The 25,287-nt window shown below is 32.8% G+C and carries 21 protein-coding genes and 1 riboswitch; of the genes, 18 read left to right on the top strand and 3 right to left on the bottom strand.

The features are described 5' to 3' along the window. The 3 genes from HMPREF2930_RS09565 to HMPREF2930_RS09575 form a co-directional block, all read left to right on the top strand. On the top strand, positions 1–726 hold a 726-nt coding region (locus HMPREF2930_RS09565; RefSeq protein WP_070597393.1), incomplete at its 5' end, for an ABC transporter ATP-binding protein. Position 727: 1 nt separating this feature from the next. Next, positions 728–2,683 carry an FtsX-like permease family protein gene (locus HMPREF2930_RS09570; protein ID WP_017175463.1) on the top strand — a complete coding sequence of 652 codons (1,956 nt, stop codon included), beginning with the start codon at positions 728–730 and terminating at the stop codon, positions 2,681–2,683. A 91-nt stretch (positions 2,684–2,774) separates the two neighbouring features. Continuing rightward, positions 2,775–3,539: a DUF4064 domain-containing protein gene (locus HMPREF2930_RS09575; protein ID WP_017175462.1), complete on the top strand. Its 765-nt coding sequence runs from the start codon at positions 2,775–2,777 to the stop codon at positions 3,537–3,539. Between the two features lie 95 nt (positions 3,540–3,634). Here the strand turns inward: HMPREF2930_RS09575 and HMPREF2930_RS09580 are convergent, their stop codons facing one another. Together HMPREF2930_RS09580 and HMPREF2930_RS09585 are read right to left on the bottom strand one after the other, a co-directional pair. After that, positions 3,635–4,927 carry an LLM class flavin-dependent oxidoreductase gene (locus tag HMPREF2930_RS09580; protein WP_017175461.1) on the bottom strand — a complete coding sequence of 431 codons (1,293 nt, stop codon included), beginning with the start codon at positions 4,925–4,927 and terminating at the stop codon, positions 3,635–3,637. Positions 4,928–4,990: 63 nt separating this feature from the next. After that, positions 4,991–5,740 (bottom strand): 3-oxoacyl-ACP reductase, encoded by a 750-nt coding sequence (locus HMPREF2930_RS09585; protein WP_017175460.1) that lies wholly within the window; start codon positions 5,738–5,740, stop codon positions 4,991–4,993. 123 nt (positions 5,741–5,863) lie between these two features. Then, a riboswitch (TPP riboswitch) is annotated at positions 5,864–5,965 on the bottom strand. A gap of 267 nt (positions 5,966–6,232) precedes the next feature. On the opposite strand from HMPREF2930_RS09585, the gene HMPREF2930_RS09590 reads away from it, so the two are divergent. The 15 genes from HMPREF2930_RS09590 to HMPREF2930_RS09660 all read left to right on the top strand — a co-directional run bounded on the left by HMPREF2930_RS09590 (position 6,233) and on the right by HMPREF2930_RS09660 (position 24,564). Beyond that, positions 6,233–7,825 carry a solute:sodium symporter family transporter gene (locus HMPREF2930_RS09590; RefSeq protein ID WP_017175459.1) on the top strand — a complete coding sequence of 531 codons (1,593 nt, stop codon included), beginning with the start codon at positions 6,233–6,235 and terminating at the stop codon, positions 7,823–7,825. Between the two features lie 90 nt (positions 7,826–7,915). Then, a complete protein-coding gene (locus tag HMPREF2930_RS09595) occupies positions 7,916–9,118 on the top strand; it encodes a 5,10-methylene-tetrahydrofolate dehydrogenase (protein WP_037541500.1) in 1,203 nt (400 codons plus the stop codon). Next, positions 9,115–10,221: a hypothetical protein gene (locus tag HMPREF2930_RS09600; protein WP_017175457.1), complete on the top strand. Its 1,107-nt coding sequence runs from the start codon at positions 9,115–9,117 to the stop codon at positions 10,219–10,221. Before HMPREF2930_RS09595 ends, HMPREF2930_RS09600 begins: the two co-directional genes overlap by 4 nt. A 503-nt stretch (positions 10,222–10,724) precedes the next feature. Beyond that, positions 10,725–11,456: a phosphoadenylyl-sulfate reductase gene (locus HMPREF2930_RS09605; protein ID WP_017175456.1), complete on the top strand. Its 732-nt coding sequence runs from the start codon at positions 10,725–10,727 to the stop codon at positions 11,454–11,456. 163 nt (positions 11,457–11,619) lie between these two features. Beyond that, positions 11,620–13,473, top strand: a complete 1,854-nt coding sequence (locus HMPREF2930_RS09610; RefSeq protein WP_017175455.1) for an assimilatory sulfite reductase (NADPH) flavoprotein subunit — start codon at positions 11,620–11,622, stop codon at positions 13,471–13,473. A gap of 18 nt (positions 13,474–13,491) precedes the next feature. After that, positions 13,492–15,213, top strand: coding sequence for an assimilatory sulfite reductase (NADPH) hemoprotein subunit (gene cysI / locus HMPREF2930_RS09615; RefSeq protein WP_017175454.1), 1,722 nt, complete (start codon positions 13,492–13,494; stop codon positions 15,211–15,213). Between the two features lie 36 nt (positions 15,214–15,249). Next, positions 15,250–16,014 (top strand): uroporphyrinogen-III C-methyltransferase, encoded by a 765-nt coding sequence (gene cobA / locus HMPREF2930_RS09620; RefSeq protein ID WP_017175453.1) that lies wholly within the window; start codon positions 15,250–15,252, stop codon positions 16,012–16,014. 33 nt (positions 16,015–16,047) lie between these two features. After that, positions 16,048–16,659, top strand: a complete 612-nt coding sequence (locus HMPREF2930_RS09625) for an NAD(P)-binding protein (RefSeq protein ID WP_017175452.1) — start codon at positions 16,048–16,050, stop codon at positions 16,657–16,659. Positions 16,660–16,680: 21 nt separating this feature from the next. Beyond that, positions 16,681–17,556, top strand: coding sequence for a sulfite exporter TauE/SafE family protein (locus HMPREF2930_RS09630; protein WP_017175451.1), 876 nt, complete (start codon positions 16,681–16,683; stop codon positions 17,554–17,556). A gap of 45 nt (positions 17,557–17,601) precedes the next feature. Further along, positions 17,602–18,780, top strand: a complete 1,179-nt coding sequence (gene sat, locus HMPREF2930_RS09635; RefSeq protein WP_029376790.1) for a sulfate adenylyltransferase — start codon at positions 17,602–17,604, stop codon at positions 18,778–18,780. A gap of 18 nt (positions 18,781–18,798) precedes the next feature. After that, positions 18,799–19,398 carry an adenylyl-sulfate kinase gene (cysC, locus tag HMPREF2930_RS09640; RefSeq protein ID WP_017175449.1) on the top strand — a complete coding sequence of 200 codons (600 nt, stop codon included), beginning with the start codon at positions 18,799–18,801 and terminating at the stop codon, positions 19,396–19,398. 428 nt (positions 19,399–19,826) lie between these two features. Further along, a complete protein-coding gene (locus tag HMPREF2930_RS09645) occupies positions 19,827–20,609 on the top strand; it encodes a CHAP domain-containing protein (protein ID WP_017175448.1) in 783 nt (260 codons plus the stop codon). 220 nt (positions 20,610–20,829) lie between these two features. Further along, positions 20,830–21,072: a hypothetical protein gene (locus tag HMPREF2930_RS09650; protein ID WP_017175447.1), complete on the top strand. Its 243-nt coding sequence runs from the start codon at positions 20,830–20,832 to the stop codon at positions 21,070–21,072. A 165-nt stretch (positions 21,073–21,237) separates the two neighbouring features. Further along, the gene (locus HMPREF2930_RS09655) at positions 21,238–22,530 is read left to right on the top strand and encodes an anaerobic C4-dicarboxylate transporter family protein (protein ID WP_017175446.1); all 1,293 of its coding nucleotides are present in this window, start codon (positions 21,238–21,240) and stop codon (positions 22,528–22,530) included. Positions 22,531–22,941: 411 nt separating this feature from the next. Then, on the top strand, positions 22,942–24,564 hold the full coding sequence (locus HMPREF2930_RS09660; protein ID WP_017175445.1) for a BCCT family transporter: 1,623 nt from the start codon (positions 22,942–22,944) through the stop codon (positions 24,562–24,564). Positions 24,565–24,657: 93 nt separating this feature from the next. Here the strand turns inward: HMPREF2930_RS09660 and HMPREF2930_RS09665 are convergent, their stop codons facing one another. Then, entirely contained in the window at positions 24,658–25,212 is a 555-nt protein-coding gene (locus HMPREF2930_RS09665) for a choline uptake/conversion transcriptional regulator CudC (protein WP_017175444.1), read from the bottom strand. Positions 25,213–25,287 lie beyond the last annotated feature (75 nt).

Raw genomic sequence — 25,287 nt, forward strand, 5'->3', positions numbered from 1 at the left:
AAAAAAATATTTGGAAGAGGTCTGAATGCTACGACCGCATTAAATGGCATTTCATTTAATGTGGATAGAGGTGAATTTGTAGCAATTATGGGTGAATCTGGATCTGGGAAATCCACTTTACTCAATTTAATTGCAACTTATGATAAAGCTACTGAAGGTACGATAACGATTGACGCGCAAAATATCCATCAATTGCGTAATAAAGAAATCGCATATTTCCGTCGAGATCATTTAGGTTTTGTCTTTCAAAATTTTAACATTTTACCGACGATGACAAATAAAGATAATATCTTAATGCCGCTTGTACTTGCGAATCGCTCACATCAAACGATGCGTCATCGTCTTTATCGCTTAAGTTATCAGTTACATATTGAACCACTGCTTAATAAATATCCTTTTGAAATATCAGGAGGAGAACAACAACGCGTGGCTATCTGTCGAGCACTGATTAATGAACCGGATTTGTTACTCGCAGATGAGCCTACAGGTGCACTTGATTCTAAAACATCTAAAACAATTATGGAACTATTTAGAGATATTAATAAAAATGAGCAAACCATTTTAATGGTGACACATTCGGCTGTGGATGCTTCTTATGCCAAACGTATTTTGTTCATTAAAGATGGCCGTTTATATCATGAAATTTATCGAGGGGAGGAACTACAATCAGAGTTTCAAAAACGTATTGCTGATAGTTTAGCAATGCTTCACGAAAGAGGTGATTAAAATGACCTTTCGCTTGCTTTGGACATTAGTCACTCAGAATTTTAAAACACAGCGACATATTATGATTCCATTTATTCTAGTAATCAGTACGTTATTTGGTATTGAATTTATTTTATTATCCTTAAACATGAATGCTTCGATTCATAAGCATAGTGATGTTATTCCAGTTTTTATTGGTATCGGAAATTTTTTTATGTGTCTGTTTGGACTACTTTTTATTCTTTATGCTAATCGTTTTATTATGCGACGTCGTCAAAAAGAGCTGGCTATGAATATGATTCTTGGTATGGAAAAAAAGCATTTTAGGTTAATGTTGTTTATAGAAGGAATTTATCAATATATTATTATTGGGTGTCTGAGTATGATAGGTGGTTACTTATTTGGTGCATTAACTTATATGTCGTTAAATAGAATATTAGGATATACGCATGTTTCTTTAAAAAAATATCCATTTGATATAAGTGCAATGAGATATACCTTGTTGATGTTAGCGATAATGATACTATTTTTATTTATTGTCAACAATATAAAAATCACTTTTCAAAGTCCTATTAAGTTAATACAACAGCAACATCCAACGGAAAAACAGTGGTCCAAACCTTTACTCTATATCTTATTGATTGTTGGAATCATAACTGTTGGTGACAGTTATATGATTGCCTTAAAAGATACACTCATTTTGGTTTCGCTACGTAATATTTTTATTGCCCTTATTTTAGTGACAATAGGAACGTATTGCTTATTTATATCATTGAGTGTTTTAGTGATAGATTGGCTTCAAAAGATTCCGAGTGTTTATTATCGACCTAAATATTTTTTTACTATTTCAGGGTTACGTTCAAGAATGAATTCTAATTCTATCGGTTTGGCTAGTTTAACCATGCTATGTACTTTTCTTATTGTGACTCTAGGAATGAGCGTAGCTACATATCGTAGTATAGACCAACGTGCGAATCATTTAATGGCAACACAATATCGTATTGAATTGAGTGGAGATGTGCATCATAGTACTACGAGTAAACACAAAGTACGTCAGCTAGAAAACGAGATTAAGAGATATGTTGATGTTGATGCTTTCAGAGAATATACAAGTGGAAGTGTCGCAGTCACTTATAAAAAGGGTACATTTGTAAAGCGAGATAATGAGAATAGTCCATTGGATGTAAATAGTGTATATTTAATTGTAATGAATCAGCAAGATTACAATACAATCAATCATACGCACCTGCGACTTAAACATAATGAAATGGGAATATTAACGAATAATGTCATGTTTCAAAAGTTAAACCATATCAAATTAATGAATCAAACATTTAAAACAAATCAGTTAAAGGGAGATCATTTTTCATTTCCATTTCCAGGAGCAGTCACGCTTGTTACTCATAATGTAAATCAACAACGTCAATTGATTTATTATTATCAAACAACAGCAAATATTAACTCATACATTGCTTTTAATCTTAAAACACATGATACACAGTCCATAGATCATATTAAGTCTAAATTGATGAAACAATATGATATTCAAATTGATAAAAAAGATGAATTAAATAAAGAAATGTTTGATATTTATGGTGGTCTCATTTTTGTTGGCACTATTGTTTCTTTAGTCTTAATTATCGGTACATTTACAATGATGTATTACAAGAATATTGCTGAGGGATATGAAGATCGGAAAAACTATCGAATTATGCGCCAGGTAGGTTTAGAAGAAGAACGGATTAAATCGGTTATTAATGACCAAGTAATTATTATTTTTACCTTACCTATTATAGTATCGATGATACATGTATTATTTGCTTCTAAAATGATTTATACTTTGCTTGGTATTTTAGATGTTAATAATATAAAATTATTTTTAACAACTTATATCTTTGTCTTAGTGATTGTAATGATAATCTATGCTTTGATGTATGTGATTACGTCTCGTGTGTATTATCGTCTTATTCATCGTTGATATATTAGTGAAAAGAAATTCTCATTCTTATATATAAATGAGTGTAAGACTTTAGGCAGTAGGGTATAAGGATAAAAAAGGAGGCGGAATAATGGCGAAACAATATGATGATACAACAAATAGAAATAGTAACAATAACATTAAACGTACAGGGGAACATATCCTTACTTGGATAGGTGTCGCAATTCAAGCATTAGTTGCAATTATGTTTTTAATGATTAAACCCTTTATTGGTAATGCTGATTTTAAAGAACAAATTATTAATGAAACACAAAAGCAAGGCAATCAGGTTTCTATAACAGAAATAAATAATGGTATGGATGCATTAGGTAGTTTATTTAATTTCTTTACATGGGGCGCGTTCATCCCATTAATTCTTGCAATTATTGGTGGTATTTTAATTAATAAAAAACCTAAACTTGCAGGTATCTTATTAATTATTGCAGGTATTTTAGCGATTGCTACAAACTGGATTAGTTTAATTTTATGGTTAATTGCAGGTATTATGTTACTTGTTCGTAAACCTAAGCATGACATGTATGGCAATGGCGGTTATAATGATCATTACAGAAGAGACCATCATGATGTAAATGCAAATAACAATGCATTCATTTTGAATGAAGAAGAAGAAAGACAACAACAACGTTATATTAAAGATCATTATTCAAATAAAGATCAAGCAGTGGACAATAATAATGAAAAAGAGCACGATACACACGTAAATGATTCAAATGATGACGACTATCGTGATCAACGTTATTCAAATCATAAAACGAATAAACGAAGTAATGATTTTATTCAAGATGAAGCAAGAAAGCTTCAAGAAGAAAAAGATAACGATCCATACAAATATTAATAATATGATATATAAAAGCGATGGTATTCCTAAGTTAATACCATCGCTTTTTACGTTAATTTCTACTATATGGTTTGGATAAAATATATTAGACCTTAAACTAAATCTAAGTGTTCTCTTAGTGTAGAACCTTTATACTGATGTCGATATAAGCCACGACGTTGTAATTCAGGTACAATGAGTGTAACTACGTCGTTTAAACTATCTGGTAAAGAAGGTGGCATTAAGTTAAATCCATCTGCAACACCTGCATTAAACCAGCGTTCCATTTCATCTACAATTTCTTTTGGCGTACCTATGAGTGTCAGATGTCCACCACCTGCATTAAGGTAACTTAGCAGTTCTCTTACAGTAGGTTGCTTATCTTGAATAATTTCTAAGATGGTTTCATATCGACCGACGGGACCGTTAAACTCTTCTAAAGAAGGTAGTTTAGGCACAGGAGCATCTAATTCCCACTGACTACAGTCTTGTTGAATGAAAAAACTGAGTTGTTTTAAAGCAGCTTTGATAGGAAGTCGTTGGTCAAGTTCTGCTTTCTTTTTCAATGCTTCTTCATGTGTATGACCTACATAAGTGACTAGTCCAGGAAAGACTTTAATATAACGCTTGTGGTCATGTTGTGCCATTTCACTATCTAAGCGCTCGCGATAACGTTTTGCTTGCTTCATATTCCAAGAAACAGAATATACTGCATCTGCATATTTTGTAGCTAATGCAATACCTTGTTTAGAGGCACCTGCTTGCATGGCCACAGGTTTTCCCTGAATGCTACTTGGTGTTGTCAATGGTCCATGAACTTGAAAATATTTGCCATTGTGGTGAAGCGGTTTGATGTTGCGATTGATCATTGTATGGTGATGCCGGTTGGGTTTGAAATCTTCAGTATGCCAAGAATCAAACAATCCGTTCATGACTTGAGCAAACTCTTCAGCTTTCTTATAGCGTTCATCATGATTAGGTAGATGGTCCATGCTGTGATTTTGAGCTTCGGCATCTGTCATGGAAGTGACTAAATTCCATCCCACTCGTCCACCACTAATATGATCTAAACTAAGTAACTGACGTGCTGCAGTGAATGGATTAGAAAATGTACTTGAAATCGTAGGAACTAATCCAACATGTTGTGTGACTTGAGATATAGCAGTTAAGTTAATCAGTGGATCAAACCAAAAACTTGGCATCGAAGTATAGCTAGGAATAAAAGACTGATTATCTGCGAAAAAGACTACGTCTAACAACCCTTTTTCAGATAACTGGGCTAATTCTTGATAGTATTGAATATCACCGAGACGTTCAATACTTGAATTGGGAAGTTGCCAAGCAGCTTGATGATGACCACATCCATAGATTAATACACCGAGATGAAGTTGATGTTGATGAGTCAATTTAATTTCTCACTCCAATGTTCATTTTATTTCTATTCTAAGATAAGGAAGACCAGTTATATATTAATTCATGGTTAAACCACCATCGACAGTAATATTTTGACCAGTCATACCATCTGCTGCTTCGCTACTTAAATAAGCAACCATATTAGCAACATCTTGTGGGGTAGTCACTTTACGTAATGGCGTAGTCTGTGCAATTAAATCAAAAACTTCTGGTGTAGTGACAGCACTAGCATCAGTTGTTTTAAGCAATCCGCCTGACACTACATTAGCAGTAATACCATATTGCCCTAATTCGGCTGCAATATTACGTGTGAATCCAATCAACCCAGCTTTAGCTGTTGTGTATTCATGATATGGTACAACAGGATGTTGATATAAGTTTGTGCCAATACTTACAATGGTGCCAGAACCACGCTCTATAAATTGTGGAATGACACTTTGAGTAACATTAAAAGCACCTTTTAGTGTACCATCGATTTGTTGTTGGTAGTCTTCCCATGATAAGTCTTTAAATGCCTTTTGCGCATTTGGATCAAATTTAAAATTAACTAATGCATTATTGACAACAACGTCAATTTTTCCAAAATGATGTGTTGCCTCATTAACTAAACGATCGACTTCGTCACGTTGTGTGACATCTGCTTGTAAAGCAATGGCGTTTTCACCAATATCATGTGCTAATTGTTCAGCTGCTTCACGACTTTGATTGTAATTAATGATAACTTCAAATCCTTGTTTAGCTAATGTTTTTGCAATGACCGCACCTAAACCACGGCTACTTCCAGTTACTAATACTGTTCTCGTCATAAATATCGTGCCTCCATTTACTTCATTTACAGCAAAAAAATATGCAACCTTCACATTAGGAAAGTTGCATTAAAATAGATATATCATTATTGAGAACAGTTTGACACATCTCAACAGGTCATCTTATTTTATACGACACTTTCCTACGCTAGTATAAGCTAGTTCAGGTTCAAAGGGTTTGAGGTTACACCTCATCTCAGTTTTAAAACACCCCTAGTGCATATGATTTAACTATAGTTTCACTTTATGACTTCTATTATCAGAAGTCAAGCGCTTCCATATGATATTCAACAACGTAAAAAATATCATCAAATTTAAAGATAATAATTTATTTATATAATAAATTTAAATATGATAATTGAAAATTAGATATTCTGTGTTTAAAATAAATAAGGCACAAGACATGTACATCATAGAATAGATTAGTTATCCAACGTTAAATGAAAGTTTAACGTTTTTTTATTTTAAAAAATAAGGAGAGCGACACGTATTATGAATTGGCTAGCAATTATTTTATTTTTAGCCGTTGTTATGGGGGTCAGTCTTTATGCGTTCTGGCGTTCAAAAAAAATAAAGACTGATAGTGCAGATGGCTATTTTATGGGAGGCAATAGTTTAACAGGATTTACGATTGCCTCAACGATTATTATGACTAACCTATCTACAGAACAAATTGTAGGGCAGAATGGTCAAAGTTATGGTAAGGGTATGGAAGTGATGGCTTGGGAAGTCACAGCTGCTGTAGCAGTTGTCTTACTTGCATGGATATTCTTACCAAAATATTTAAGGTACGGTGTGGATACCATTTCTGAATTACTTGAAATGCGTTATGGTACCTTTACTAAACGTTTCGTTTCTATATTATTTATTTTCACTTATGTTGTATCATTTTTACCAGTTGTCTTATATTCTGGTTCATTAGTATTTAATAAAATGTTTAGTATTGGGGAATACTTAGGAGTAAGTGATGCCACAGCAACGATTATTATTGCATTTGTCATTGGTGCAGTAGGTGTTATCTACTTATTCATCGGTGGTTTGTCACTGAGCGCATTTAGTGATTCAATCTATGGTGTCGGATTAATTATAGGTGGTTTGATTATTACAATTTTAGGTTTACATCATTTAGGTGATGGGAATTTTGTAAAAGGATTCGACCACATGGTCCAACGTACGCCTGAAAAACTAAACGCTTTTGGGGCCATTGATTCAGATGTTGTTCCATGGCCAACATTATTCTTTGGTATGTTCTTTAATAATTTATTCTTTTGGTGTGCGAACCAAATGATTGTACAAAAAGCCTTAGCTGGTAAGAATTTAAAAGAAGCACAAAAAGGTGCGATATATTTAAGTTTATTCAAGGTATTTGGTCCTATTTTTACAGTGATTCCTGGTGTTATTGCATATAATTATTTCAATGGGGGTATAACATCTAATGATAATGCTTATCCTGCATTGATTCAGGCGATTTTACCTGATTGGGGCTATGGTTTATTCGGAGCAGTTATTTTTGGAGCCATATTAAGTTCATTTGTTGGATCATTAAACAGTACAACAACACTCTTTACTTTAGACTTTTATAAACCTATTTTTGGTAAGCGTGCTTCAGATCAACATATTGCACGTGTCGGTCATATCGCGACAGTTGTGATTGGCATTATTGTAGTAGGTATATCTCCACTTATTGCCCTTTTCCCAAGTGGATTATATGCGATTGTGCAACAGTTCAATGGTGTATATAGTATGCCGGTACTTGCATTGGTCTTAGTTGCATTTTATTCTAAGCACACATCTAAACTAGGCGCTAAAGTAGCTTTAGTTACACACATTGTGTTATATGCTGCAATTAGTTTTATGGTGCCACAATTAAATTATTTATATACTTTTAGTTTTATGTTCTTTATTGATTTAGCTATTATACTTGTCTTTAATAAATTTAAACCTTCCAATACGTTTGACTTAAATACTAATAAAGCTAAAGTGGATCTTACACCTTGGAAATATCGTTATATTACAGGCGGTATTGTTCTAGGTTTAGTAGTACTTGCTTACATTATCTTTTCACCACTTGTACTTGCTAAATAATCATTTATAAATAGGTGTACGTTTGAAAAGAGTAGACTTTTTCGACGTACACCTTACTTTATATATTTATAAAGAAAGGAGGATAACACAATGCACAAAATCGGTTTGATACCTTCACCGGGTGTATCTCATAAACACGTAGAAGCTGTTATTCCAGATGTAAAAGAACAGCTGAATCAACGTGTGAATGATCAACAAGAATGGGTATTTCAGCTCCACGTTGATTTAATGATTGGCTCAGCTGAAGATGTACATGAAAGTATTGATAAAGCGGCAAAAATGAAAGAGAAACATGATTGGGATTTTGTTGTATGTATTACAGATTTACCAAGTATTTCTGGAAATAAAGTAGTGATTAGTGATTTTAATAATGATAAACAAGTAGCGATGCTATCTTTACCTTCATTAGGTTGGATAGACCTACGACGAAAATTAAGAAATAGTTTAACTTCTATTATTGAACAATTGTATTATTCAACTTCAAGAGTGGCTCCCAAGATTCATCCTCTTATACATCCTAAAGCAGTAGAACCAAATGAAGATGAAACGCCAAAGCAACGTTATATTCATCGATGGTTTATTCTCAGTTGGATTCAACTTATTTTAGGGTTAACACGAGCAAATGAACCATGGAAAAATATTTTTAATTTCAAAAAGATTATTTCAGTTGCTTTTGCAACTGGGACTTATGTATCGATTTTCTCCATGCCTTGGGAGCTGAGTATACAGTACTCCATAATAAGATTTATTATACTTATGCTTATTGCTATCCTAGGTATGACAGGCTGGTTACTCTATGCACATCAATTGATTGAACGTAAAACGGCTAAGTCACAGCGTGTGTATCGCTATATTTATAATTTTACTACCGTATTCACATTATTTATTATTACACTTTTAAATTATATTATTTTATATCTTTTATTAGCGATAAGTGTATCATTGTTTGTTCCACCAAGTTTATTTAATCAATGGACCAGCGCACATCCTCATTTTACATTTATAAATTATGTAAAATTAGTATGGTTTGTATCTTCACTAGGTTTACTTGCTGGGGCAATGGGGTCTACTGTAGAGAATGAAGAGAAAATCCGTCAGATTACTTATTCGTATCGACAATATCATCGTTATAAAGAAGCAGAACAAGAGAAGAAAGAAAAAGAACAAGCTCAATCATCTTCTCATGATGCATCAAATCAACAAGTTGAAGAAAGTGCATCCAATAAACAAAATAATGATAATCAACAAGATGAACATAAAAAACAAGATCATAGAGAGGAGGAAACAACATGAGTGAAGAAAAATTAATTGGTCTCGTTGTGGCGCCAGGAGTGACAGAGAAATTAGCACAAAGTTTAATTAATGACATACCCAATATATTATCAGAACAAGATAATCATCAACGTGACTGGAAAGTTGATCTCGTGGTGGATCCTCTTACTGGTTTTGCGGAAAGTGTGGAAGAAATATTCAAAAAAATTCAAGATTATCATAATAAAAGAGAATGGGATTATGTTGTAGGAATTACAGACTTACCTATGTTCTATCATCAAAACGTACTTGCTTTAGATATTAATAAAAAAAATGGCGCTGCAATATTTTCATATCCTGCATTTGGATGGCGTCCTGTAAAGAATCGCTTTAAACATGCTATCGTAACCATTATTAATGAACTTCATTATTCTGAAAGAGCGCATATAGGTTATGATGACAATAATAGGGTTAAGAAAGAAATCAATAAACAATTTCCTTTTTCACGTATTGAGAAAACAGAAGTACATTTAAAAGAAACAGGAAACAATCATTTAAGATATTTATCAAATTCACGCAGTCTTGGAATGATACGACTTGTCAGTGGGATGACCTTTGCGAATAACCCACTGAATATGATGGCAAGTTTAAGTAATATTGTAGCGATTGCTTTTACGACAGGTGCATTCGGATTGATTTTTTCAACCATGTGGAATATGGGTCTTGATTTTTCTGTATGGCGATTATTTGGAATTTCCATCATGGCAATTTTAGGTATGCTCGTTTGGATAATGGTATCCCATGGTTTATGGGAATCTACAAAAGAAGCTAAGCATAAAAGAATTGTAATGTTATATAATTTAACAACTATCATGACTTTATTTATAGCCATTGTTATATATTATATGATTTTATATTCATTATTCTTAATAGCAGAGCTGGTTTTATTACCTCCAGGATTCTTAGGACAACAAGTAGGTTTAAAAGGACCAGCCAGTGTTCAACTTTATTTAAGTATTCCTTGGTTTGCAACCTCAATATCTACTGTTGCAGGAGCAATAGGTGCAGGTTTGCTTAATGATCAATTAATTAAAGAAAGCACATATGGTTACCGTCAAAAAGTACGTTATGAAAAGAATAACTAATTAGTAATAATGAAGTGAGAAACACTTCATTATTATTTTTATATACTATAATAAATTTATAGAAAATATCTTTAAAGTCATTTGAAATCATGAATAAATATAAGTGTGAATGGATATATAGTTTTTCAAGTATGACTAAAAAGGAAGTTAAAAAGATAGTCGGAAAATATAAAATTCATATAGAGTGTATAGATTATGAATTGATTACAAGGATTTAGTAGTTAATTATAATCCTAGTTTTAAAGAAAAGGTAGTAATTACAGTTGGAGTTGCTTCAATAATGAAAAAAACGGTTATGAAGTAGGCACTTATTTAGGTAGGAATAAAATAAAACTTATATTTTTAGTTCGAATCAAAAATGTATGTTTATTTTAAAGTAAATATTCCCTAAACTTTCTTGACTTTCTTCTCAAAACTCGTTAAAGTATTAGCATATTATTCTGACAATTCTGATAGGTATTAGATTAATAAATTTGTAAATACTGAGGAGGGACCATAGGTTTATGTCAGTATCAAAGATAACGTATGAGAGTTTTGATGGTGATCCATTTATTGACTCCATTTCTACTGACGACGCGACAAAGGGTGCCTATGAAATTTTAAAATGGGCTTATACTACGTATGGTGAAGATATCGTTTACTCATGTAGTTTTGGGGCAGAGAGCATGGTACTTATTAATTTGATTTATCAAATTAAACCAGATGCTCAAATTGTATTTTTAGATACAGATTTACATTTTCAAGAAACATACGATTTAATTGATAGAGTAAAAGAATGTTTTCCTAAGTTACGTATTGAAATGAAGAAACCAGAATTGACGCTTGAAGAACAAGCTGAGAAATACAATCCTGCATTATGGAAAAATAATCCAAATCAATGTTGTTATATTCGTAAAATTAAACCTTTAGAAGAGGTACTAGGTGGGGCGATTGCCTGGATTTCGGGACTACGAAGAGATCAATCTCCGACTCGTGCTAAAACAAATTTCATTAATAAAGATGAACGTTTTAAATCGATTAAAGTATGTCCTTTAATTTATTGGACGGAAGATGACGTTTGGGATTATATTAAACAGCACGATTTACCTTATAATGAACTGCATGACCAGCATTATCCAAGTATTGGTTGTATTCCTTGTACAGCGCCAGTATTCAATTCAGATGATTCCAGAGCAGGACGTTGGTCAAGTTTTGAAAAAACAGAATGTGGACTTCATGTTGCAGATAAACCGTGATGTAAGGTTTAAAAAATTTTATACAAAAAACATAGTATTCTGATAAGGATTTAAAAATATTCTATATTCGATTTTTACTGGAAAGTCGAATATAGATTACATAATATAGAGATAGTAAGTATTTTAAAATAAAATAAAGATTGAAATGATAGAGGTGGATGAATTGAATCTAAGTGTTACCAATAGTCCTTTTACTGAAGGACAAGCCACACAAATTAATGAATTATTACAGACACTTACACCAGAACAAAAAGTATGGTTAAGTGGCTATTTAGTCGCAAATCAACAACTTACATCAGGAACATCTGACACACAAGGTTCACAAATAGGAGCTGTTTCAAAGGATACTGAAACAATGCTTCAACAAAATGAACCAACAATTCAACCTGAAAAACGAGCGATTACATTATTATATGGTTCAGAAACAGGAAATGCGCAAGGTTTAGCAGAAATATTTGAAGAACGTCTTTCAAATATTGGACATAATGTAACGTTAAAAGCCATGGATGAATTTAAATCTAAAAATCTTAAAAATGTTGAAGATTTATTTATTATTACTTCCACACAAGGTGAAGGAGATCCACCAGATAATGCAGCCGAATTACATGAATTTATTCATGGTAGAAAAGCTCCTAAATTAGAGGGAGTAAGATTTTCAGTACTTGCATTAGGTGACCAAACTTATGAGTTCTTCTGTCAAACAGGTAAAGATTTTGATAAAAAACTTGAAGAACTTGGTGCCGAACGATTATATGAACGTGTTGATTGTGATGTGGATTATGAAGAAGATGCCGAAAAATGGATGGCTAATGTCATTAATACTATTGACTCAGCACCTGAAGGTACACAAAGTGAACAAGTTGTAAGTGAATCAATTAAATCTGCGAAAGAGAAAAAATACTCAAAAGCGAATCCATACCAAGCTGAAGTATTAGAAAATATTAATTTAAATGGTAGAGGATCTAATAAAGAAACACGTCATATTGAATTCTTATTAGATAATTTTGGTGAAGAATATGAAGTAGGAGATTGCTTAGTCGTTTTACCACAAAATGATCCAGCTTTAGTTGAATTACTGATGAGTACATTAGGATGGGATCCGGGAGATCAAATTCAAATCTCAGAAGATGGAGATACGATTTCTTTAGAAGAAGCATTAACATCTTACTTTGAAATTACAAAATTAACGAGACCATTACTTCAAAATGCAGCAGCATATTTTGATAATGAAGCGTTAGAAGACAAAGTTCAAGATAGTGAGTGGATACAAAATTATATTGAAGGTAGAGATTTTATTGATTTACTCAATGATTTCCCACCTGAAGAATTAGAACCTGAAGATTTATATCAAATCCTTAGAAAATTACCTCCTAGAGAATATTCTATATCAAGTAGTTATCAATCATTACCTGATGAAGTTCACATTACGGTTGGTGCAGTAAGATATAATACACACGGTAGAGATCGTTCAGGTGTATGTTCCGTTCAATTTGCTGAACGTATTCAACCAGGAGATACTGTTCCAATTTATCTTAAACGTAATCCAAACTTTAAATTCCCTAAAAATGGAGATACGCCTGTTATTATGATAGGACCTGGTACAGGAATTGCGCCATTTAGAGCACATATGCAAGAACGTGAAGAATATGGTTATAAAGGTAATACGTGGTTATTCTTCGGCGATCAACACTTTACTACTGATTTCTTATATCAAACAGAATGGCAAGAATGGTTAAAAGATGGTTTTCTTGAAAAAATGAATGTCGCTTTCTCACGTGATACAGATCAAAAAGTATATGTACAACATCGCATTGCTGAACATAGTAAAGAATTTAATGAGTGGTTAGAAAAAGGTGCATCAATCTATATTTGTGGTGATGAAAAAAATATGGCTAAAGATGTACATCAAGCTATTCGCAATGTATTAGTGAAAGAACAAAATTTAACTGAAGAAGATGCTGAAAGCTACTTAAAACAAATGAAAAAAGATAAACGTTATCAACGTGACGTGTACTAAAGAAAGGGTGGAGAGTGAATGGCTAAAACGATTAAACAAATTGCTGATGAGTTAAATGAAAACCTTGATGCGTTAGAACATTTAAAAACTGAAAGTAATTATTTACGCGGTACGATTGAAGAAGGCTTAGCAGATCCTTTAACTGGTGCTATTTCTGATGATGATACCAAATTACTTAAGTTTCATGGGAGCTATCAACAAGATGACCGAGATGTACGTGATGAACGCCGTAAACAAAAATTAGAACCTGCATATGCTTTCATGATTCGTGTGCGACTACCTGGAGGTAAAGCAACACCTGAACAATGGATTGCAATGGATGATATTTCTAATAATTATGCGAATCATACATTGAAATTAACAACACGTCAAACATTCCAATTTCATGGTATTTTAAAACGAAATTTAAAATCATCTATGAAAAAAATTAATGAATCAGTGTTAGATACGATTGCAGCATGTGGGGATGTCAATCGTAATACAATGTGTAACCCAAATCCATATCAATCAAATATTAATAAAGAAATACTTGATTATGCTACAGCTATCAGTGATCATTTATTACCTAAAACGAATGCCTATCATGAAATTTGGTTAGATGGAGAGAAAGTGCTTGATTCTAAAGAAGAAGTAGAACCAATGTACGGGGAAAAATATTTACCACGTAAATTTAAAATTGGTATTGCCGTACCACCATCAAACGATATTGATGTATTTTCACAAGATATTGGTTTAATTGCAATTGTAGAAAATGATGAACTCGTTGGATTTAATGTGGCTATTGGTGGTGGCATGGGTATGACGCATGGTAATCCAGATACATACCCTCAAGTAGGACGCATTGCTGGATTTATTCCTAAAGATAAAGTCATAGATGTATGTGAAGCATTACTTACAATTCAACGTGATCTCGGTAATCGTTCAAATCGTAAAAATGCACGTTTTAAATATACAGTAGATCGTTTTGGTGTAGACAATATTGTTAAAGAATTAAATACACGTCTAGGCTGGGAAATCAGTGAAGCTCGTGAATTTAAATTTGAACATAATGGCGATCGTTTAGGTTGGATTGAAGGTGAAAAAGGTGTATGGAATTATACATTATTCATTCAAAATGGACGTGTAAAAGATACAGAAGACTATAAGTTAAAAACGGCGTTAAGAGAAATTGCAGAAACACATACTGGTGATTTTAGATTATCTCCAAATCAAAATTTAATTATTGCTAATGTAACTGAAGAGAAAAAAGCAGATATTCAATCTCTTATTGATAAATACGGTTTAACTGATGGTAAAAATTATAGTGGTTTAAGACGTAATTCAATGGCTTGTGTAGCATTTCCAACTTGTGGTTTAGCAATGGCTGAATCAGAACGTTATTTACCAACGCTATTATCTAAAATTGAAGATTTATTAGATGAAGCTGGTATTAGTGAAGAAGAGATTACTATACGTATGACAGGTTGTCCTAATGGTTGTGCAAGACCTGCATTAGCTGAGATTGCATTTATTGGTAAAGCGCCTGGCAAATATAATATGTATTTAGGCGGAAGCTTTAATGGTGATCGCTTAAATAAACTATACAAAGAAAACATCGATGAAAAGGAAATCCTTGAAAGCTTAAGACCAATTTTAATGGATTATGGAAAATCACGTCTCGAAGGTGAACATTTCGGTGACTTCGTTATTCGTTCGGGTGTAGTAGCTAAAGTTCATGATGGTAGAGATTTTCACAGCTGATTTTTTAAAGAAATAGAAGGCGAACGGGGTGATAAGATGGGAAAGGTTTATCTTGTAGGTGCAGGACCTGGTGATCCTGATTTAATAACTGTAAAAGGTATGAAAGCGATTCAAGCGTCAGATGTGATTTTATATGACCGCTTAGTGAACAAGGAAATTTTAGATTTTGCAAAACCTCACACAAAGTTCTTCTATTGTGGTAAAGATCCAAATAAGCATTCATTGCCACAAGAGGAAACAAATCGTATGTTAGTGAATTTAGCGAAAAAAGGGCACACCATTACACGATTAAAGGGTGGTGATCCTTTCGTTTTTGGACGTGGTGGCGAAGAAGCAGAAATATTATCGGATAATCAAATTCCATTTGAAATTGTTCCTGGGATTACATCAGGAATTGCAGCTCCTGCTTATGCAGGAATTCCTGTTACTCACAGAGATTATAGTTCATCCGTTGCGTTTGTTACAGCTGTGAATAAACCAGGTATGACGAAAGAAGCATATTGGGAACATTTAGCCCATGGTCCTGAAACATTGTGTATTTATATGGGTGTAAAACGTTTGCCTGAAATTTGTGAACTGTTAGTGCGTCATGGTAAGTCAGTAGATACACCTGTAGCGTTAGTACATTTAGGGACAACAGTTTCTCAAAAAACAGTCACTGGAACATTAGGTAGCATTGTACAACGTGCATCTGAAATCAAAAATCCTGCAATGATTGTGATTGGTGATGTTGTAAATATGCGCCAAAAAATTAGCTGGTTCAAAGAACAAGTATCAGATGTTGAAATGACATTACCATAATTTGAAAAATATCTAATATAGGAGGACGACAATATGAACCATATGCCGCTCATGATTGATTTAAGCCAGAAATCGATTGTCATAGTAGGTGGCGGAAAAGTTGCAACCAAAAGAGCTTCAACTTTAATCGAATATTGTGCTGATGTTCATATTGTTAGTCCTACTATTTCAACAACTTTAAAAGAATTATTAGATAACGAAAATATCACTTGGAGTCAAAAAGAATTTGAGCCACAAGATGTTGAACATGCCGACCTTGTAGTGATTGCCACAAATAATAACGACGTCAATACAAAGGTGTTAGAAAGTGTTCCTCATCATGCATTGTGTAATCATGCTTCGAAAGCCCAAGTTGGAAATGTTACGATTCCAAGTATTTTAAAACGTGGAAAACTTTCTATTAGCGTGTCAACCAATGGAGCAAGTCCTAAATTGAATAAAAAAATTATTTCAAGAATAAGCGATATGTACGATGAATCATATGAAATGTATATTGATTTTTTATATGAAAGTAGACAACTAATTAAACGATTATCAATCGAGCCATCTAGGAAACAGGAGTTATTACAACACATTTTATCTGATGAGTATTTAGATGAGGTTAAGCAACAAGAATTCACACGATGGCTTCATTTGCAAGTTTAGATATGAAGGGATATGTGATATATGAGAAAATTGTTTATATTTGCATTAGCTGGATTTTTAGCACAACTTGTTGATGGATCACTCGGAATGGGATTCGGTGCCTCCTCATCATCTATATTATTAACATACGGCATAGCACCTGCGATTGTTTCAGCAACGGTACATTTTTCAGAAATAGCAACGACTGCTGCATCGGGTACATCACATTGGAAATTTGAAAATGTACATAAGCCAACCATGTTGAAACTCGCAATACCAGGATCAATCAGTGGATTTATCGGTGCAGCATTATTAACTCAAATACATGGTGACTATATTAAACCTTATATAGCACTATTCTTACTTTCAATGGGTTTTTATATTTTGTATCAGTTCTTATTTAAACGTCACAAAGACATTCATACACACGTAGGAACGCTTAGTAGTGCGAAACTTGTTCCACAAGGAGCCGTTGCTGGTTTTCTAGATGCCATCGGTGGTGGAGGCTGGGGACCAGTCAACACACCGTTGTTACTTGCAAGCCATAAAATTCAACCACGCTATGCCATTGGTACAGTGTCTGCAAGTGAATTTTTTGTAACACTTTCAACATCATTAAGTTTTATTATCTTTTTAGGATTTACTCAAATTAATTGGTGGTTTGTCATTGCATTAAGTATAGGCGGTATGATTGCCGCACCAATTTCAGCCTATTTAACTAAAATATTGCCCATTAATATTTTAGCAATCTGTGTAGGTGGTCTTATTATTTTTACAAATAGTAATGCTTTAATGACGTATTTCATCAAAGATACTACAGTGACAAATGTTATTCGATTCGCAATTATTTGTGCGATTATTGTATTAGTTATTATTACTATTATTCGCAACAAAAAATTGTCTTTTTCTTATAAATAAAACCGAGTAAACTAATCAAAATAATTAGAAAAGAGGTTATCAATGATGTCAACAAATGAAGATATTATCAATTATACAATTAAGCCACATGGTGGAGAGTTAATTAATCGAGTTGTAGAAGGGAAGGAAAGAGAAGCATTAATTGAAAAAGCGAACGCTTTTAAATCATTAACTTTAAATCCTTGGTCCATTTCAGATTTAGAATTAATCGCTATTGGTGGTTTTAGTCCACTTACTGGATTTATGGGAGAAGCGGATTATAAAAAAGTTGTTGAAGATACACATCTTGAAAATGGACTAGTATGGAGTATTCCTATCACTTTACCTGTCACTGAGACACAAGCGAATGAATTTAATATTGGTGATGATATTGCTTTATATGGTGAAGATGAAGTGCTTTATGGTACTTTAAAACTTGAAGAAAAATATACGTATGATAAAGAAAAAGAAGCTCAAAATGTCTACGGTACGACTGAAGAAGCGCATCCAGGTGTCAAAAAAGTATATGAAAAAGGGAACGTTTATTTAGCAGGTCCTATTCAATTAGTAAATCGTCCTAAACATGATGAATTTTCAGATTATCATTTAGATCCTGCTGAAACACGCCAATTATTCAAAGATTTAGGGTGGAAAACAGTAGTTGGATTCCAAACACGTAATCCTGTCCACCGTGCACATGAATATATTCAAAAATCTGCATTAGAAATTGTAGATGGTTTATTATTAAATCCTTTAGTTGGCGAAACTAAAGCGGATGATATCCCTGCAGATGTACGTATGGAAAGTTATCAAGCTATCTTGAAAAATTACTTTCCTAAAGATAGAGCACGTTTAGTTATCTATCCCGCAGCGATGCGTTATGCAGGTCCACGTGAAGCAATTTTACATGCTACAGTTCGTAAAAATTATGGTTGTACACACTTTATTGTTGGACGTGATCACGCAGGTGTGGGTGATTATTATGGTACTTATGAAGCACAAGAACTTATCTCTCAATTTGAAGATGAATTAGATATTCATATTCTAAAATTTGAACATGCATTTTACTGCAAAAAATGTAGCAATATGGCTACAGCTAAAACGTGTCCACATGATGCATCAGACCATGTACATTTAAGTGGTACAAAAGTGAGAGAAAAATTACGTAATGGCGAATCATTACCAAAAGAATTCTCAAGACCTGAAGTTGCAGAAGTATTAATTAAAGGATTAAGACAAAAGTAATTTGGGGGAGTATATAAAATGAGTCAATCAACAAATATTACATGGCATGATTCAGAAGTAACTAAAGAAGATAGACAACACCAAAATGGTCATAAAAGTGCTGTCATTTGGTTTACAGGGTTATCTGGTTCTGGTAAGTCCACAATCTCTGTGGCACTTGAGAAGGCTTTATTTGAAAAAGATAAACATTCATATCGATTAGATGGCGATAATGTCCGTCACGGTTTAAATAAAAATTTAGGTTTTAGTCCAGAAGACCGTAAAGAAAATATTCGTCGTATCGGTGAAGTAAGTAAATTGCTTGTAGATGCAGGGACAATTGCAATTACTGCATTTATTTCTCCATATAGAGAAGATCGTGATGAAGTACGTGATATTTTAGAAGACGGAGAATTCATTGAAGTATATACGGAGTGCAGTGTAGAAGAATGTGAGAAACGAGACCCTAAAGGTTTATATGAAAAAGCACGTTCAGGTGAAATTAAAGAATTTACAGGAATTAGTGCGCCTTATGAAGCGCCAAAACATCCTGAAATAACTATTAATACTGAAACACAAAGTATAGATGAATCAGTTGAACATATTCTTAATTACTTAAAAGAACACAAATATATTTAATGAATAACCAAACGAGTGAGATAACGAATTTAAAATGAATGTTGTCTCACTCGTTTTTTTGCTATACATTCTTGAAAATAATAGTTAATATTCCCTTATTTTATGAAATAAAACATATTTAAAATAATCAGATATATTACACCATCTGTAATGACACTGTTGATTAAATTGATAAAAAGATTGATATTAAAGCATTTTGAGTGATGTAACAAAAGAGAGATTTAATTACAAAAACCATCCTATTATTATGATTCAATTACAAGGTATTAACAACGCCCACAAACGCTTGTTTATCTGATAAAGTATGTCTTGTCGTTAATTAACGAGAAAAAATAATTCGAAGTAATTTAATATTGAGATGTCATTTGAAAGTAGCCACGTGATAAATAAAGGAAGAATGTTTTAAATTTCTAGGAGGATATTTAATTATGAAAAAAATCGCTACAGTAACTATCGCCACAGCCGGAATCGCTACAGTTGGATTTGCGCATCATGACGCACATGCAGCGGAAAATAATGGATATAACCCTAATGACCCAACTTCATATAGCTACTCTTATACAATTGATCAACAAGGTAACTATCATTACACATGGAAAGGTAATTGGAGTCCTGATCGTTTAAATCACACTAATGACTCAAATCATAGTCAATCTAACTATAATAATTACAACAATAATAGCTATAACTACAATAGCAATTATTCATATACAACAAACAATAACCAAACATCTACTAACAATAATCAATCTTATACAACTAATAATACGACAGGTGGATTAGGCGCTAACACTGCATCAACATCAAATAGTAATGTAAAAGTTACAACTCAAAGTGCACCAAGAACACAATCAACTGCTTCAACTCAAGCATTCTCAGGTAAAACAAATTCAGGTGCGAATTACTATACTTGGGGTCAATGTACATATTATGTATATGACAAAGTTGGTGGCACAATTGGTAATACTTGGGGAAATGCAAATAACTGGGCTAACGCAGCAGCGCAATCTGGTTATACTGTAAACAATACACCTAAAGCAGGTGCTGTAATGCAAACGACTCAAGGTGGTTATGGTCACGTTGCATATGTTGAAAGTGTAAATAGTGATGGTTCTGTTACAGTATCTGAAATGAACTATCAAGGCGTAGGTGTAGTATCTACACGTACAATTTCAGCAAGTCAAGCAAGTTCATACAATTACATTTCATAATTTAAGGAAATGAACTATTTAAAAATTAATGTAAAATAATGACTAAGATATTTAAACAATAACGTTATTTAAAAGAGCAAGTATATGAATTCAAAACGAATTCTAACTTGCTCTTTTTTATTTTTAAAAATTACATTTAATATGATTTAAATCACTTTATAAAGGGAAATATATAACTACTAATTCCTATAGTGTTCAAATATAAAGGTGGTGATTCACAATGGCGTTAGGAGTACTTCAATGGATCCTAGTGATCGCAATTGTGGTAATTACGATTGGCGTCATATTTGGTCTCATTTGGGGTTCACTTTTTGAGGAACGCTTTTATAGAAGTCGTTCTAAAAAAGAAGAAGAAGCACGTATTGAGAAAAATCTTAAAATGGCAAAAGGGCATACCGATGATGACGTAGTATATGATGAAGAAGGTCGTGCATCACTCAAAGAAGATTATAAAAAACAATAAATATTGATAAACCTTTAAGAATCCTTTTGATTTTTAAAGGTTTTTTCTTATCAAAATATTTATATTAATTAACTTTATGCAATTATATACTTTTAACAAATAAAAGTGATAAAATATATATGTTAAAAAATTCACATGAACTATTTAAAGTTAGGAGTTATTATAATGCTACTGTTTATAGTAGAAATTATCATAATGATTGTAGCCATTATGCTAGGATTGCGCACAGCAGGTGCTTTAGGCTGTGGTATTTTTGCTATTGTGGCCCAACTGATTATGATATTTGGATTTCAACTTCCTCCTGGTTCTGCCCCTGTTACAGCAGTACTAATTATTCTGGCAATTGGTATAGCTGGAGGAACGCTACAAGCTACAGGCGGAATTGATTATCTTGTCTATCTTGCTTCGAAAATCATTGAACGATTTCCAAAATCAATTATTTTTATTGCGCCTATGATTGTATTTGTCTTCGTATTTGGAGTAGGGACTGCAAATATTGCTTTATCACTAGAACCTATTATTGCTCAAACCGCAGTAAAAGCTAAAATCCAACCTAAGCGACCACTGATTGCTTCAGTACTAACTGCTAATTTGGCTTTACTTTGTAGTCCAGCTGCATCTGCAACAGCCTACGTTATTTCAGTACTTGCAGGTCATGAAATTTCAATGGGTCAATATTTGAGTATTGTCTTACCTACATCATTAATCACTATGTTTATGTTAAGTATATTTTGTACGTTTGTAGGACGTAAAAATACAATTACTGAAAGTGAAATTGCTCATACACCTGACGTTGATGTAAATCATGCTTTTTCTACTAGAGTAAAGATAGGTGTTTTAGCATTTATTTTGTGTGTGTTTGGTATTCTTACGTTTGGTATTTTTCCTCAATTCATGCCTTCATTTAATGTCAATGGAAAAGATGTCACTGTATCAATGACAGAGATTGTACAATTCTTTATGTATTTAAGTGCAGCAATTAATTTATTGATGTTGAAAGTGAATACGAGTGATATTCTATCTTCAAATATTACACAATCTGCTATTGGTGCATTATTTGCAGTACTCGGACCTGGTTGGTTAGGTGCGACAGTATTTAACGCACCTCATAATTTACATATCATACAAAATGATGTTGGCAAAACGATTCAAAATATGCCCTGGCTTGTGATTATTCTTGTAGCTGTAGTAGCGATGATTGTTATTTCACAAACAGCAACAGCATCGATTATGGTACCCATCGTCATGAGTATGGGAATTCCACCCATGTATTTTGTAGCAATGGTACAAACATTAAATGTTAACTTTGTTATACCTGCGCAACCAACGTTATTATTTGCAGTTAATTTAGATGAAACAGGACGTACACGACCTACAAGCTTTATTATTCCAGGATTCTTTGCAATAGGTGTTTCAGTTATTGTTGGTTTTATAATAAAAATAATATTAGGATATTAGTTTATAATAGAGTATTTGTAATATAAACGATTTAAAGTTTCATGACAATTTAATAGATTGAGAAGGCCTTTTGTGCCTTTTTGAATATTGAAGAGAAGAATTGTATTCTTCTCTTATTTTTATTTTAAAACAGAGAATTTCAAAAAAATATATATTCATTAAAAATGAATAAAAATTCAATGTTTATAATTTAATATTTGTTCAAAACGTTTATTTTTAATTTAACAATGTTGATATAGTTAATTTTTTTCGATAGTTTCAATGGAATAAAATATATAAATATTCAGTTTTCTAAAATAATTTTATGAATGTAATTTGCATTTTTATTTAATTTTAGATATTGTCATCATGTGAATCATTCACGTAAATAAAATATAAGTCGTACATATAATATTCAAAGGAGGATCTTAGTTGAAAAAAGAAAAAATAATGGATTGGCCCACCTTTATAGGTACTGTTATTGTCTTGCTTTCAGCAGTTATACCTATGATGGTCTTTCCAAGTGCAAGTGAGAAAGTTATTACTGATATAAATAGTGCTATTTCTAACTCGATAGGATCTGTTTACTTATTTATAGGTTTAGCCGTTTTATCCTTTGTACTCTATATTGCTTTCGGCCGATATGGTAATGTGACTTTAGGAAAAGCAAGTGATAAACCTGAATTCAATAATTTTAGTTGGGCTGCAATGCTATTTTGTGCAGGTATTGGTTCAGATATTCTTTATTGGGGTGTTATCGAATGGGCCTTCTATTATCAGGTACCTCCAAATGGTGCTAAAGGAATGACTGATGAGGCTCTTACATATGCAACGCAATATGGTATGTTCCATTGGGGACCTATTGCATGGGCGATTTATGTATTACCAGCTTTGCCTATTGGCTATTTAGTATTTGTAAAGAAACAACCAGTATATAAAATTAGTCAAGCCTGTCGTCCAGTATTGAAAGGACAAACTGATAAGTTTTTAGGTAAATTAGTAGATATCTTATTTATATTTGGACTATTAGGAGGAGCGGCAACCTCTTTAGCATTAGGTGTGCCATTAATTTCTTCTGGAATTGAACGATTAACAGGTATAGATGGAGACAATATGGTTATTCGCTCAATTATACTTTTCACAATCACAGTCATTTTTGCAATTAGTTCTTATACTGGTTTGAAAAAAGGAATACAAAAATTAAGTGATATTAACGTATGGTTATCATTCTTATTACTTGCATTTGTATTTATTGTAGGTCCAACAATCTTTATTATGGAAACAACTTTAACTGGTTTTGGGAATATGATGCGAGATTTCTTCCATATGGCAACTTGGATGGAGCCATTTGGTGGAATTAGAAACCGTAATGAAACAAATTTCCCTCAAGATTGGACTATATTTTATTGGTCATGGTGGCTTGTATATGCACCATTTATTGGTTTATTTATTGCTCGAATTTCAAAAGGTCGTCGTCTCAAAGAAGTCATATTAGGAACAATTGCTTATGGTACATTGGGATGTGTCTTATTCTTTGGAATTTTTGGTAATTATGCTGTTTATTTACAAATTAGTGGACAGTTTAATGTGGTTGATTTTTTAAATAAACATAGTACTGAAGCAACAATTATAGAAGTTATGCATCAATTGCCATTTGGTTCTTTAATTATAGTGTTGTTCTTAATATCTGCATTTTTATTCTTAGCAACGACATTTGATTCAGGTTCTTATATTTTAGCGGCTGCTTCTCAGAAGAAGGTAATAGGGGAACCATTAAAAGCTAATCGTTTATTCTGGGCTTTTGCTTTATGTCTATTACCTTTCTCCCTTATGTTAGTTGGTGGAGAACGAGCTCTTGAAGTATTAAAGACTGCTTCATTATTAGCAAGTGTACCCCTTCTATTTATATTTACGTTTATGATGATATCCTTTATTATCACACTTAATAAAGATCGGATTAAACTGGAAACAAGAGCAGATAAACTAAAAGAAGTAGAGCGCCGTTCACTTCGTATTGTTCAAGTTAAATCAGACCCTGAAGACGATAATTTATAATGTAAAAAATGATAGTACATTTAAAAATCCTCAGAAATTAGATAATAAATCTAATTTCTGAGGATTTTTGAATAATATTGATAATGAATTAAGTTATAACTCTTCTTCTTTTGGTATAGGATAATGTTCGAAAATGTCTCCAGATTCAATCGCAGAGCTTAAATTTTCTAACCATTTACAATATAATTTTGTGTGGTTCAGTTGGGATTGTATACGATCTATTTTTTCTTTTTCTTCTCCACTTAAATTATTAGTTTGTATTATGTTTTGAAGAATGTTTTCTGCTTTTTTCGTTGCTTCTAAATTTGTATCGACTTCACGTTCCCATTTTTGTGTGAAAAAGTTTCGAAAAAAATTAAAGAAATCTTTCTCAGCTATAAAATGTTGTTTGCGACTGCCACGGGTAAATTGTTGCTTAACGATATCGTATTCTTGCAATTTTTTTACACCAGCACTCATACTAGGTTTGCTCATTTGTAAATGTTCACGCATTTCATCAAGCGTCATACTGCCTTCAAAAACCATCGTACCGTAAAGATTACCAACACTACGGTTTGTACCATATAAATCCATTGTTTCACCAATTGAGTTGATAACTAAATCTTTCGCTTCCTCTATTTTTTGATTGATATTATTAGAATTGCTCATATTGCACCTCACTTATTTTGATCTTCATAAGATGTGAAATATTAACACAAATTTTACATTCTCACTCATTATATG

Origin of the sequence: Staphylococcus sp. HMSC068C09, from assembly GCF_001813735.1 — a bacterium.
In the GTDB taxonomy this organism is placed as follows: domain Bacteria; phylum Bacillota; class Bacilli; order Staphylococcales; family Staphylococcaceae; genus Staphylococcus; species Staphylococcus hominis.

Bases quoted from the DNA above. Each gene is read 5' to 3' on its own strand.
- HMPREF2930_RS09570 (WP_017175463.1), top strand. From the start codon at position 728: ATGACCTTTCGCTTGCTTTGGACATTAGTCACTCAGAATTTTAAAACA.
- HMPREF2930_RS09575 (WP_017175462.1), top strand. From the start codon at position 2,775: ATGGCGAAACAATATGATGATACAACAAATAGAAATAGTAACAATAAC.
- HMPREF2930_RS09585 (WP_017175460.1), bottom strand. From the start codon at position 5,740: ATGACGAGAACAGTATTAGTAACTGGAAGTAGCCGTGGTTTAGGTGCG.
- HMPREF2930_RS09590 (WP_017175459.1), top strand. From the start codon at position 6,233: ATGAATTGGCTAGCAATTATTTTATTTTTAGCCGTTGTTATGGGGGTC.
- HMPREF2930_RS09595 (WP_037541500.1), top strand. From the start codon at position 7,916: ATGCACAAAATCGGTTTGATACCTTCACCGGGTGTATCTCATAAACAC.
- HMPREF2930_RS09600 (WP_017175457.1), top strand. From the start codon at position 9,115: ATGAGTGAAGAAAAATTAATTGGTCTCGTTGTGGCGCCAGGAGTGACA.
- HMPREF2930_RS09605 (WP_017175456.1), top strand. From the start codon at position 10,725: ATGTCAGTATCAAAGATAACGTATGAGAGTTTTGATGGTGATCCATTT.
- cysI (WP_017175454.1), top strand. From the start codon at position 13,492: ATGGCTAAAACGATTAAACAAATTGCTGATGAGTTAAATGAAAACCTT.
- cobA (WP_017175453.1), top strand. From the start codon at position 15,250: ATGGGAAAGGTTTATCTTGTAGGTGCAGGACCTGGTGATCCTGATTTA.
- HMPREF2930_RS09625 (WP_017175452.1), top strand. From the start codon at position 16,048: ATGAACCATATGCCGCTCATGATTGATTTAAGCCAGAAATCGATTGTC.
- HMPREF2930_RS09630 (WP_017175451.1), top strand. From the start codon at position 16,681: ATGAGAAAATTGTTTATATTTGCATTAGCTGGATTTTTAGCACAACTT.
- sat (WP_029376790.1), top strand. From the start codon at position 17,602: ATGTCAACAAATGAAGATATTATCAATTATACAATTAAGCCACATGGT.
- cysC (WP_017175449.1), top strand. From the start codon at position 18,799: ATGAGTCAATCAACAAATATTACATGGCATGATTCAGAAGTAACTAAA.
- HMPREF2930_RS09645 (WP_017175448.1), top strand. From the start codon at position 19,827: ATGAAAAAAATCGCTACAGTAACTATCGCCACAGCCGGAATCGCTACA.
- HMPREF2930_RS09650 (WP_017175447.1), top strand. From the start codon at position 20,830: ATGGCGTTAGGAGTACTTCAATGGATCCTAGTGATCGCAATTGTGGTA.
- HMPREF2930_RS09655 (WP_017175446.1), top strand. From the start codon at position 21,238: ATGCTACTGTTTATAGTAGAAATTATCATAATGATTGTAGCCATTATG.
- HMPREF2930_RS09665 (WP_017175444.1), bottom strand. From the start codon at position 25,212: ATGAGCAATTCTAATAATATCAATCAAAAAATAGAGGAAGCGAAAGAT.